At 41.5% G+C, this 11,991-nt stretch carries 12 protein-coding genes; 11 read left to right on the forward strand and 1 reads right to left on the reverse strand.

Translation table 11 applies throughout. The features are described 5' to 3' along the window. Positions 1-170 precede the first annotated feature (170 nt). From HMPREF2957_RS01760 to brnQ, 5 genes are all read left to right on the forward strand, one after another. A complete protein-coding gene (locus HMPREF2957_RS01760; RefSeq protein WP_004252083.1) occupies positions 171-776 on the forward strand; it encodes a nitroreductase family protein in 606 nt (201 codons plus the stop codon). Positions 777-785: 9 nt separating this feature from the next. Then, the gene (gene pepV, locus HMPREF2957_RS01765; RefSeq protein ID WP_070677099.1) at positions 786-2,186 is read left to right on the forward strand and encodes a dipeptidase PepV; all 1,401 of its coding nucleotides are present in this window, start codon (positions 786-788) and stop codon (positions 2,184-2,186) included. Between the two features lie 53 nt (positions 2,187-2,239). Continuing rightward, the gene (locus HMPREF2957_RS01770) at positions 2,240-2,830 is read left to right on the forward strand and encodes a uracil-DNA glycosylase family protein (protein ID WP_004252092.1); all 591 of its coding nucleotides are present in this window, start codon (positions 2,240-2,242) and stop codon (positions 2,828-2,830) included. Then, a complete protein-coding gene (locus tag HMPREF2957_RS01775; RefSeq protein ID WP_004252096.1) occupies positions 2,827-3,108 on the forward strand; it encodes a rhodanese-like domain-containing protein in 282 nt (93 codons plus the stop codon). The genes HMPREF2957_RS01770 and HMPREF2957_RS01775 overlap by 4 nt, the downstream gene beginning before the upstream one ends. A 166-nt stretch (positions 3,109-3,274) precedes the next feature. Next, entirely contained in the window at positions 3,275-4,600 is a 1,326-nt protein-coding gene (gene brnQ, locus HMPREF2957_RS01780; RefSeq protein ID WP_004252098.1) for a branched-chain amino acid transport system II carrier protein, read from the forward strand. A 37-nt stretch (positions 4,601-4,637) separates the two neighbouring features. On the opposite strand, the gene HMPREF2957_RS01785 is transcribed toward brnQ, so the two are convergent. Next, positions 4,638-5,174: a DUF1307 domain-containing protein gene (locus HMPREF2957_RS01785; RefSeq protein WP_004252101.1), complete on the reverse strand. Its 537-nt coding sequence runs from the start codon at positions 5,172-5,174 to the stop codon at positions 4,638-4,640. A gap of 132 nt (positions 5,175-5,306) precedes the next feature. Between HMPREF2957_RS01785 and HMPREF2957_RS01790 the strand changes: the two genes are divergently transcribed. The 6 genes from HMPREF2957_RS01790 to pheT all read left to right on the forward strand — a co-directional run bounded on the left by HMPREF2957_RS01790 (position 5,307) and on the right by pheT (position 11,850). Next, positions 5,307-6,344: a M42 family metallopeptidase gene (locus HMPREF2957_RS01790; protein WP_004252105.1), complete on the forward strand. Its 1,038-nt coding sequence runs from the start codon at positions 5,307-5,309 to the stop codon at positions 6,342-6,344. Between the two features lies 1 nt (position 6,345). Continuing rightward, the gene (locus tag HMPREF2957_RS01795; RefSeq protein WP_004252106.1) at positions 6,346-6,807 is read left to right on the forward strand and encodes an HIT family protein; all 462 of its coding nucleotides are present in this window, start codon (positions 6,346-6,348) and stop codon (positions 6,805-6,807) included. Between the two features lie 11 nt (positions 6,808-6,818). Beyond that, entirely contained in the window at positions 6,819-7,535 is a 717-nt protein-coding gene (ldcB, locus tag HMPREF2957_RS01800) for an LD-carboxypeptidase LdcB/DacB (RefSeq protein ID WP_070677146.1), read from the forward strand. Between the two features lie 277 nt (positions 7,536-7,812). Continuing rightward, positions 7,813-8,859, forward strand: a complete 1,047-nt coding sequence (pheS, locus tag HMPREF2957_RS01805; RefSeq protein WP_070677100.1) for a phenylalanine--tRNA ligase subunit alpha — start codon at positions 7,813-7,815, stop codon at positions 8,857-8,859. Continuing rightward, positions 8,859-9,368 (forward strand): GNAT family N-acetyltransferase, encoded by a 510-nt coding sequence (locus HMPREF2957_RS01810; RefSeq protein ID WP_070677101.1) that lies wholly within the window; start codon positions 8,859-8,861, stop codon positions 9,366-9,368. The genes pheS and HMPREF2957_RS01810 overlap by 1 nt, the downstream gene beginning before the upstream one ends. Before the next feature lie 76 nt (positions 9,369-9,444). Continuing rightward, complete coding sequence (gene pheT, locus HMPREF2957_RS01815) at positions 9,445-11,850, forward strand: phenylalanine--tRNA ligase subunit beta (protein ID WP_070677102.1); 2,406 nt, start codon at positions 9,445-9,447, stop codon at positions 11,848-11,850. Positions 11,851-11,991 lie beyond the last annotated feature (141 nt).

The raw sequence follows: 11,991 nt of genomic DNA on the forward strand, positions 1-11,991 counted from the left end.
TATTTTTTATGGAAGTGATAGAAAAATATTATAATTTTCAGTTTGAGTTTGTAATCTAAAATTTAAATCAGAAAAGAAAAAGATAATTTAGGCCACTAATGAAAAATCTCTGCAAGCTCTTTCAGAATGTGGTAAAATGGAAGCAATAGAAATAGAAAAGGAAATCAATTATGAAATTTCTTGAGTTAAATAAAAAACGTCATGCGACTAAGCATTTTATTGATAAACCAGTTGATCCCAAGGATGTTCGAACAGCTATTGAAATCGCAACCTTGGCACCGAGTGCTCACAATAGTCAGCCTTGGAAGTTTGTTGTAGTTCGTGAGAGAAATGCTGAACTAGCAAAATTGGCTTACGGTTCAAACTTTGAGCAAGTAGCATCTGCCCCTGTAACCATTGCCTTGTTTACAGATACTGACCTAGCTAAACGAGCTCGCAAGATTGCCCGTGTTGGTGGAGCAAAGAACTTCTCAGAAGAACAACTTCAGTACTTTATGAAAAATCTTCCAGCTGAGTATGCACGTTACAATGAACAACAAATCAGTGACTACCTAGCCCTCAATGCTGGTTTAGTTGCGATGAACTTAGTCCTTGCATTGACTGACCAGGGAATTGGTTCAAACATTATCCTTGGTTTTGACAAATCAAAAGCTAATGAAGTTTTGGAAATTGAAGAACGCTTCCGTCCAGAACTTTTGATCACAGTAGGATACACAGACGAGAAGTTGGAACCAAGCTACCGCTTGCCAGTAGATGAAATTATCGAAAAAAGATAGGAAGTAAAAATGACAGTTATTGATTTTACAGCAGAAGTAGAAAAACGTAAAGAAGCCCTCTTGGCTGACTTGTTTAGCCTTTTGGAAATCAACTCAGAACGTGATGACAGTAAGGCAGATGCGGAGCACCCATTTGGACCTGGTCCAGTAAAAGCTTTGGAGAAATTCCTTGAAATCGCAGACCGTGATGGTTATCCAACAAAAAATGTCGACAACTATGCAGGACATTTTGAGTTTGGTGAAGGTAAGGAAGTTCTTGGAATCTTTGCCCACATGGACGTAGTACCAGCAGGTAGCGGTTGGGACACTGATCCTTACACTCCAACTATCAAAGATGGCCGTCTCTATGCGCGTGGTGCTTCTGATGATAAGGGACCAACTACAGCATGTTACTATGGTTTGAAAATCATTAAGGAGCTTGGACTTCCAACTTCTAAGAAAGTTCGCTTTATTGTCGGAACTGATGAAGAATCAGGTTGGGCTGACATGGACTACTATTTTGACCATGTAGGACTTGCGAAGCCAGACTTTGGTTTCTCTCCAGATGCTGAATTCCCAATTATCAATGGTGAAAAAGGAAATATCACAGAATATCTCCATTTTGCCGGTGACAACAAGGGGGTAGCTCGTCTTCACAGCTTCACAGGTGGTTTGCGTGAAAATATGGTTCCTGAGTCAGCAACAGCAGTCGTTTCAGGTGACTTGGCTGACTTGCAAGCGAAACTAGATGCCTTTGTTGCAGAGCACAAACTTAGAGGAGAAATCCAAGAAGAAAACGGTCAGTACAAGGTAACTGTAATTGGTAAATCTGCCCACGGTGCTATGCCTGCTTCAGGTGTCAATGGTGCGACTTATCTTGCTCTCTTCCTTAGCCAGTTTGCATTTGAAGGACCTGCAAAAGACTACCTTGACATTGCTGGTAAGATTCTCTTGAATGACCATGAAGGCAAAAACTTGAAAGTGGCTCATGTGGATGAAAAGATGGGTGCCCTTTCTATGAATGCTGGTGTCTTCCGCTTTGACGAAGCAAGTGCTGACAATACCATTGCCCTCAACTTCCGTTATCCAAAAGGAACAAGTCCAGAGCAAATCAAGTCAGTTCTTGAAAACTTGCCAGTTACTTCAGTTAGCTTGTCAGAACACGGACATACACCTCACTACGTACCAATGGAAGATCCACTTGTACAAACCTTGTTGAGCGTGTATGAAAAACAAACAGGTCTTCAAGGGCATGAACAAGTTATCGGTGGTGGAACTTTTGGTCGTCTCTTAGAACGTGGTGTAGCCTATGGTGCTATGTTCCCAGACTCTATCGACACTATGCACCAAGCCAACGAATTTATCGCCTTGGACGATCTCTTCCGTGCAGCAGCTATCTATGCTGAAGCTATCTATGAATTGATCAAATAATGCTATAGAAGTCTGAGATTTTATGCTTAGACTTCTTTTTGGAGGGAGAGTAGATGTCTCAAATCGAAAGAATCAAGCAAGCCATCATGGCTGACCCACAAAATCAACACTATACTGAGCAAGGAATCGAACCTCTCTTTGCAGCACCAAAAACAGCCCGTATCAATATCATTGGGCAAGCACCTGGTCTTAAAACTCAGGAAGCGGGGCTTTACTGGAAGGATAAAAGTGGCGACCGCTTGCGAGAGTGGATGGGTGTGGACGAAGATACTTTTTACAAGTCAGGTTATTTTGCAGTTATGCCAATGGATTTCTATTTTCCAGGGCATGGAAAATCCGGTGACTTACCGCCTAGACCTGGTTTTGCAGAAAAGTGGCACCCTAAACTTTTAAAAGAATTACCAGATATTCAATTGACGCTTTTGATTGGTCAGTATGCTCAGGCTTACTATCTGCATGAGAAAGTTAGTGGCAAGGTAACAGACCGTGTGCATCGCTTTAAGGATTATTTGCCAGATTATTACCCTTTGGTTCACCCGTCACCTCGGAACCAAATCTGGATGAAAAAGAATCCTTGGTTTGAAGCAGATGTTTTGCCTAACTTGAAAGAAAGAATTCAAAAAATTCTCGGAGAAGAAAAATGAAAGAAATTACTTTTAATGATTTTTACCAACTATACCAGAAAGAGTCGCTTTCTGTATTAGATGTGAGAGAAGTAGAGGAATTTGAGGCTCTTCATTTAGAAGGCGCTCGTAATTTACCTCTCAGCCAATTAGCTGATACTTATAAACAACTAGATAAGGATAATCTTTACTACGTGATTTGTAAATCAGGAATGCGTTCAGCACGCGCTTGTCAATTTTTAGCAGAACAAGGATATGAGGTTATCAATGTCCAAGGTGGCATGGATGCCTTAGAATAAGAAAAAAACTCCCTTTAAGACCGAAAATAAGAAAGGTTTTAAAGAGAATTTATTTTCTCTAAAAATCAGAAAATTGAAAACATTTTAAAATTTTTCCGAGATAGCCTTTTCAAGCCTTTAATCATGTTATACTAAGAAAGTATTTTATTTTTTATAAGGAGAGTTTATGGCTAAAAAAGGTGCTTTAACAGGATTACTCCTGTTTGGAATATTTTTTGGTGCGGGTAATTTGATTTTCCCCCCTACCCTAGGTGCTCAATCTGGGGAACGCTTTCTCCCTGCCATTGCAGGATTTGTACTTTCGGGTGTCGGACTTGCGGTCTTGACCTTGATCATCGGGACCTTAAATCCTAAGGGATATATCTATGAGATTTCTACAAAGATTTCCCCTTGGTTTGCAACGATTTATCTAGCAGTTTTGTACTTGTCGATTGGTCCATTTTTTGCCATTCCACGTACTGCAACAACTTCTTATGCAGTAGGGATTAGTCCCCTCTTGGCAGATGCTGACAAAGGTCTAGGCTTGATTGTCTTTACCCTTATCTACTTTGTAGCAGCATACTTAATCGCGCTTAATCCTTCAAAGATTTTGGATCGTATCGGTCGGGTTTTGACACCAGTTTTTGCCCTCTTAATTATCATCTTGGTAATTCTTGGAGCCTTTAAATATGGTGGGAATGCTCCACAAGTAGCTACAGCAGCTTATCAAGCTTCAGCATTTGGAGCAGGATTCCTTGAAGGATATAATACTCTAGATGCTCTCGCATCTGTTGCCTTTAGTGTAATCGCGGTTGAAACCTTGAAACAACTTGGATTTTCGAGTAAAAAAGAGTACATCTCAACCATTTGGGTAGTCGGAATTGTCGTAGCACTTGGCTTTAGTGCCCTATACATTGGCCTAGGTTTCCTTGGAAATCACTTCCCAATGACAGAAGAAGCGATGAAGGGTGGAACTCCAGGGGTTTATATCTTGTCACAAGCGACCCAAGAAATCTTTGGTTCAACAGCTCAATTATTCCTAGCAGCCATGGTAACAGTAACTTGCTTCACAACGACTGTAGGTTTGATTGTTTCAACTGCGGAGTTCTTTAACGGACGTTTCCCACAACTCAGCTATAAGGTTTATGCGACTGTCTTTACCTTGATTGGTTTTGCAATTGCCAACCTTGGTCTTGATGCAATCATCAAATATTCTATCCCTGTCCTAGTTATCTTGTATCCAATTACCATTGTGATTGTTATGATTGTGATTGTGAACAAGTTTGTACCACTTTCAAAACCAGGCATGCAATTGACGATGGGTCTTGTTACAGCTATTGCCGTAGCTAGTGTCTTAGGAAGTTCATTTGAAGTGACCTTCCTTGCAAACATTGTGAATGCTCTACCATTTGCTAAGGCTTCCTTACCATGGTTAGTACCAGCGATTATTGGGATTTTACTTTCCCTTGTTCTTCCAAATAAGCAAAAGAGTGAAGCTTTTGAGATGGAATAAAAAAACTTGGCGTTGGCCAAGTTTTTTTCTATTACTCTTAGTTCGTTTTTTCCTTATAACCAAGGTCTGTTAACATTTTCTTAGAGGCTTTAAAGCTAACGTTTTTCCCAACACCTGAGTATTCTTCTGGTAAAGCTTTTCTAAGTTCGTCAATGCTTGCAACTGAAAGGTCAATCTCAAGATCTTGTACGACTTTACCATCTTTAATCTCGACAGATAAAGTTACCCCCTTGAGGCCCTTATATCCTTTGTAGGTTTCTTCGACAAGATTTTTTAAATCATCTGCAGTATTGTTTAGGACTTCGGGGTCAGCGACATTGTGAGCAGTTTGTTTCACAACGTTATCACCGTCAACTGTATAGGTCAATGTTGACTGGACACCAGGCTGAGAATCGTTTACAAAAGTTACAGTTTTTAGCTCTGATTTCTTTTCACTTGTTTCAGCCTCAGTGGTTTTTACCTCAGTTGACTCTACTTTTGAAGAGTTAGAAGTTGTTGATGACTGTTTTGAACATCCCAACAAGAATGCCAGCGGTAGAGTTAAGAAAAGCGTCATTTTGAAAAATTTATTCATATTTTTTCCTTTCTTCCTAAGAACTGCTCTTATTATACCATAAAATACTTTTGTATTCAAATTATCCTAGTTTTCTATTTTCACACATACTAAGATGTAAAAAATGATATAATGGTAGCAAGAGGTGAAGAAATGAATCAAACTGTAGAATATATCAAAGAACTAACTGCTATCGCATCGCCAACAGGTTTTACGCGTGAAATTACGAATTATTTGGTTGAGACTCTTGAAAAACTAGGTTATCAACCAATCCGTACTGCCAAAGGTGGTGTCAACGTTACTGTCAAAGGAAAAAATGACGAGCAACAGCGCTATGTGACTGCCCATGTGGATACTTTGGGAGCTATCGTTCGTACTGTTAAAGTAGACGGTCGTCTCAAAATGGATCGTATCGGTGGTTATCCTTGGAACATGATTGAAGGCGAAAACTGTACAGTTCATGTGGCTAGTACAGGTAAGACTATTTCAGGTACCATTTTGATCCACCAGACTTCTTGTCATGTATACAAGGACGCTGGCACTGCTGAACGCACGCAGGACAATATGGAAGTACGTTTGGATGAAAAAGTGACCAATGAAAAAGAAACACGCGCACTTGGTATTGAGGTTGGTGACTTTATCAGCTTTGACCCACGAACTGTCGTAACTGAGACAGGCTTTATCAAATCGCGTCATTTGGATGATAAGGTCAGTGCAGCTATCCTTCTAAATCTCCTTAAAGTCTATAAGGAAGAAGGGATTGAACTTCCTGTCACTACGCATTTTGCCTTCTCAGTCTTTGAAGAAGTGGGGCATGGTGCTAACTCAAGTATCCCAAGTCAAGTTGTTGAATATCTAGCAGTAGATATGGGAGCAATGGGAGATGACCAGCAGACGGATGAGTACACAGTGTCTATCTGTGTCAAAGATGCTTCAGGCCCTTATCACTATGAATTCCGTCAACATCTGGTTGCCCTAGCAAAAGACCAAGACATTCCATTTAAACTCGACATCTATCCATTTTATGGTTCAGATGCTTCTGCAGCTATGTCAGCTGGAGCAGAAGTCAAACACGCCCTTCTCGGAGCTGGTATTGAATCTAGTCACTCTTATGAGCGTACTCATATCGATTCTGTAGTTGCTACTGAGCGTATGGTGGATGCTTATCTCAAGAGTGGATTGGTAGACTAAGATGTGCTTGATTTGCCAACGAATTGAATTGATTAAGGCAGGGGAAAATCCCTACTTTGTAAAAGAACTGGAAACAGGCTATGTTGTCATCGGAGACCACCAGTATTTTGAAGGCTATACTTTATTCCTGGCAAAAGAACATGTGACAGAATTACATCATCTGCATCCAACTGTCAAATTCCGCTTTTTAGAGGAAATGAGCTTAGTTCAGGAAGCTGTCTCTAAGGCCTTTTTTGCTGAAAAGATGAATGTAGAGTTGTTGGGAAATGGAGATGCCCATGTCCACTGGCATATTTTTCCGAGACGAGAGGGTGATATGAAGGGACATGGTCTTAATGGTCGTGGTCCAGTTTGGTGGGTCCCATGGGAAGAAATGGTTGCTGAGGAATATCACGTTAAAGATCGGAGACTGGAAAACTTGATTGCGACATTATCAGAAACTTTAAACCAGATAGTAAAATGAAAGGATTAAAGATGAAGAAAAGATATCTTGTATTATCAGGATTATTAGCCTTGACATTAGCGGCTTGCTCACAAGAAAAGCCAGCAACTTCAGAAACTCAGACTTCAACGGAAGAAAAAACTGTCCAAGAAGGAACTGCGGGAAGTAAGTCTCAGGCAGCTAGTCAAAAGAAAGCAGAAGTAGTAGACAAAGGAGATCACTACAGCATTCAAGGCAAGTACGATGAGATTGTTGTCGCTAATAAGCATTATCCTATGTCAAAAGACTATAATCCAGGGGAAAATCCTACCGCTAAAGCAGAACTGTTGAAACTCATTGCAGCTATGCAACAAGCAGGATTCCCGATTAGCGACAACTATAGTGGTTTTAGAAGTTATGAAACTCAAACTCAGCTTTATCAAAACTATGTAGATAAAGATGGCAAGGCTGAGGCTGACCGTTATTCTGCAAGACCTGGTTACAGTGAACACCAAACTGGCCTTGCCTTTGACCTAATAGGAACAAATGGAGATTTAGTGACAGAAGAAAAGGCTGCTCAATGGCTTTTAGACCACGCCGCAGACTATGGCTTTGTCGTTCGTTACCTTAAAGGTAAGGAAAAAGAAACAGGCTATATGGCTGAGGAATGGCATCTTCGCTACGTCGGGAAAGAAGCCAAGGACATCGCTGCAAGTGGCCTCAGTTTGGAAGAGTATTACGGCTTTGAAGGTGGAGACTATGTTGATTAGTCGCAAAACACCTTGCAAGAATGCTTGAAATTTGATAAAATGAATAATAATTAAATAGGAATCTGCAAGACTAGTATCTCAGGGGAAGTATATCAGGGAGGAGAGCCGTGACTGAAAGCTCTCTATATGAAAGCTGGGTGAATTCACTTGCCTATGGATTCAGAAATAAAGGTCTGGCTTGTCAGATAAAAACGGATGGTACCGCGTGTCAACGCTCCGAGTGGAGTTTTTGACATGTGGTTTTCTTTTTATCTTACGAGTGACTGATGGAGGAATTATGTCAACTATTGAAGAACAATTAAAAGCGCTTCGTGAAGAAACGCTAGCTAGCTTGAAGCAGATTTCTGCTGAAAATGAAAAAGAGCTGCAAGAATTGCGCGTCTCTGTCCTTGGTAAAAAAGGTTCCCTTACTGAAATCCTGAAAGGGATGAAAGATGTTTCTGCAGAAATGCGTCCTGTTATCGGGAAACACGTCAATGAAGCTCGTGATGTTTTGACAGCTGCATTTGAAGAATCAGCTAAGCTCTTGGAAGAAAAGAAAGTGGAAGCTCAACTAGCAAGTGAGAGCATTGATGTTACACTTCCAGGTCGTCCAGTTGCGACTGGTCACCGTCACGTCCTCACACAAACTAGTGAAGAAATAGAAGATATCTTCATCGGGATGGGTTACCAAGTAGTGGATGGTTTTGAAGTAGAACAAGACTACTACAACTTTGAACGTATGAACCTTCCAAAGGATCACCCAGCTCGTGATATGCAGGACACTTTCTATATCACAGAAGAAATCTTGCTTCGTACTCACACGTCTCCAGTTCAGGCGCGTGCTATGGATGCCCATGATTTTTCAAAAGGTCCTTTGAAGATGATCTCACCAGGACGTGTATTCCGCCGTGATACGGATGATGCAACCCACAGTCACCAGTTCCACCAAATCGAAGGTTTGGTTGTTGGGAAAAACATCTCTATGGCTGACCTTCAAGGAACCCTCCAGTTGATTGTGCAAAAAATGTTTGGTGAAGAGCGTCAAATCCGTTTGCGTCCATCTTACTTCCCGTTCACAGAGCCATCTGTTGAGGTGGATGTTTCATGCTTTAAGTGTGGAGGAGACGGCTGTAACGTATGTAAGAAAACTGGTTGGATCGAGATTATGGGTGCCGGTATGGTTCACCCACGTGTCCTTGAGATGAGTGGCATCGATGCAACTGTTTACTCTGGTTTTGCCTTTGGTCTTGGTCAAGAGCGTGTAGCTATGCTTCGTTACGGAATCAACGATATCCGTGGATTCTACCAAGGAGATATCCGCTTCTCAGAACAGTTTAAATAATGATTAGAAAAGTGGAAATAGCAGATGTTGAGGTGTTGGCAAAAATTGCCAAACAAACCTTTCGTGAAACATTTGCTCATGATAATACGGAAGAGCAGTTACAGGAATACTTTGAAGAGGCTTATAATCTGAGAGTTTTGTCAACTGAGTTGGAAGATCCTGACTCTGAAACCTATTTCATTATGCATGAAGAGGAGATAGCTGGTTTTCTCAAAGTCAACTGGGGAAATGCTCAAACTGAGAGAGAATTAGAGAACGCTTTTGAAATTCAACGTCTCTATGTGCTACAAACATATCAAGGATTTGGACTTGGTAAGCAACTATTTGAATTCGCTTTGGAACTTGCAGAAAAAAATGGTTTTTCCTGGGCTTGGCTAGGTGTTTGGGAGCATAATACAAAAGCTCAAGCATTTTATAATCGATATGGTTTTGAAAAATTTAGCCAACATCGTTTTATGGTTGGGCAAAAGGTAGATACGGATTGGTTACTGAAAAAGAAATTAAGGTAAGAAGATAATTCTTCTAATGAAATGATAGGAAAGGAAAAAAACTAGAGTGACAACTGTCATTCTGGAGAATTAAATTATGCTTGTATCTTATAAATGGTTAAAAGAATTGGTGGACATTGATGTACCATCACAAGAGTTGGCTGAAAAAATGTCAACTACAGGGATCGAGGTAGAAGGTGTGGAATCACCTGCTGCTGGTCTCTCAAAAATTGTCGTTGGTGAGGTCTTGTCTTGTGAAGATGTGCCCGAAACACACTTGCATGTCTGCCAAGTCAATGTGGGTGAAGAAGAAGCCCGTCAAATCGTCTGTGGAGCACCAAATGTGCGTGCAGGCATCAAGGTCATGGTGGCTCTTCCAGGTGCTCGCATTGCGGACAACTACAAAATCAAAAAAGGGAAAATCCGTGGCTTAGAGTCACTAGGGATGATCTGTTCACTTGGTGAGTTGGGTATTTCTGACTCTGTTGTACCGAAAGAATTTGCAGATGGAATCCAAATCTTGCCAGATGATGCAGTTCCAGGTGAGGAAGTTTTCTCCTATCTAGACTTGGATGATGAAATCATCGAACTTTCCATCACTCCAAACCGTGCAGATGCCCTCTCTATGCGTGGCGTGGCGCACGAAGTAGCAGCTATCTATGACAAGTCAGTCAATTTTAAAGAATTTACTTTAACAGAAACAGACCAAGTTGCAGCGGATGCTCTTTCTGTCAGCATTGATACGGACAAGGCTCCTTACTATGCAGCTCGTATCTTGGACAATGTGACTATCGCACCAAGTCCACAATGGTTGCAAAACCTCCTCATGAACGAAGGTATTCGTCCTATTAACAATGTCGTCGACGTGACCAACTATATCCTGCTTTACTTTGGTCAGCCTATGCATGCCTTTGACTTAGATACCTTTGAAGGAAACGACATCCGTGTGCGTGAAGCACGTGCTGGTGAGAAATTAGTGACCTTGGATGGGGAAGAGCGTGAGTTGGAAACAACTGACTTAGTCATTACTGTTGCTGATAAACCTGTTGCCCTTGCAGGTGTCATGGGCGGACAAGCTACGGAAATCTCTGAAAAGTCTACTCGTGTAGTTCTTGAAGCTGCTGTCTTCAATGGCAAATCTATCCGTAAGACAAGTGGTCGCCTCAATCTTCGCTCAGAATCATCTTCTCGCTTTGAAAAGGGAATCAACGTGGCAACCGTTAATGAAGCCCTTGATGCGGCAGCAAGTATGATTGCGGAATTGGCTGGTGCGACCGTGCGGAAGGGTATCGTTTCAGCAGGCCACTTGGATACATCTGATGTGGAAGTTTCTTCAACTCTTGCAGACGTTAACCGTGTCCTTGGTACTGAGCTTTCCTACGCGGATGTAGAGGATGTCTTCCGTCGTCTAGGATTTGGCCTTTCTGGAAATGCAGAATCCTTCACAGTTAGCGTTCCACGTCGCCGTTGGGATATCACTATCGAAGCAGACCTCTTTGAAGAAATCGCTCGTATCTATGGATATGACCGTTTGCCAACCAGTCTTCCAAAAGACGATGGTACAGCAGGTGAATTAACAGCGACACAAAAATTGCGCCGTCAAGTTCGTACCATTGCAGAAGGGGCAGGCTTAACTGAAATCATCACCTATGCACTGACAACTCCTGAAAAAGCGGTTGAGTTTACCATTCAACCAACTCATTTGACAGAGCTCATGTGGCCAATGACTGTGGATCGTTCGGTCCTCCGTCAAAATATGGTTTCAGGTATTTTAGATACAGTTGCCTACAACGTAGCGCGTAAGAATAAAAACTTGGCTCTTTATGAGATTGGAAAAGTCTTTGAACAAACAGGTAACCCAAAAGAAGACTTGCCAAATGAAATCAACAGTTTCGCCTTTGCTTTGACTGGTTTAGTCGCTGAAAAAGACTTCCAAACAGCAGCTGTTCCTGTTGACTTCTTCTATGCTAAGGGAATCCTTGAAGCACTCTTTACTCGTTTGGGTCTTGTAGCGACCTATACAGCAACGCAAGAGATTAAGAGTCTTCACCCAGGACGTACAGCCTTGATCTCACTCGGCGACCAAGTTCTTGGTTTCCTTGGGCAAGTGCATCCAGTCACTGCTAAGGCTTATGATATCCCTGAAACTTATGTAGCCGAGCTTAACCTTTCGGCTATTGAGGCAGCCCTTCAACCAGCAGAAGCCTTTGTGGAAATTACTAAATTCCCAGCAGTCAGCCGTGATATCGCCCTTCTCCTCAAAGCAGAAGTGACTCACCAAGATGTGGTAGACGCCATCAAAGCTGCTGGCGTGAAACGTTTGACAGATATCAAACTTTTCGATGTCTTCTCAGGTGAAAAACTAGGACTTGGTATGAAGTCCATGGCCTACAGCTTGACCTTCCAAAATCCAGAAGATAGCTTGACCGACGAAGAAGTCGCACGCTACATGGAAAAAATCCAAGCATCACTTGAAGAAAAAGTGAATGCAGAAGTGCGTTAACAGTCTAAAATCCATCCTGAGGGATGGATTTTTTTGTCTTTGTAAATACCGAATATTGGAAAGAATAATGAAGTTGAATCTTATTCGTTTTGATATAAAAAACACCTAGTAAATTCTACTAATAAAAATGTACATAAATCC

Source organism: Streptococcus sp. HMSC062D07, from assembly GCF_001814215.1.
GTDB lineage: Bacteria > Bacillota > Bacilli > Lactobacillales > Streptococcaceae > Streptococcus > Streptococcus infantis_I.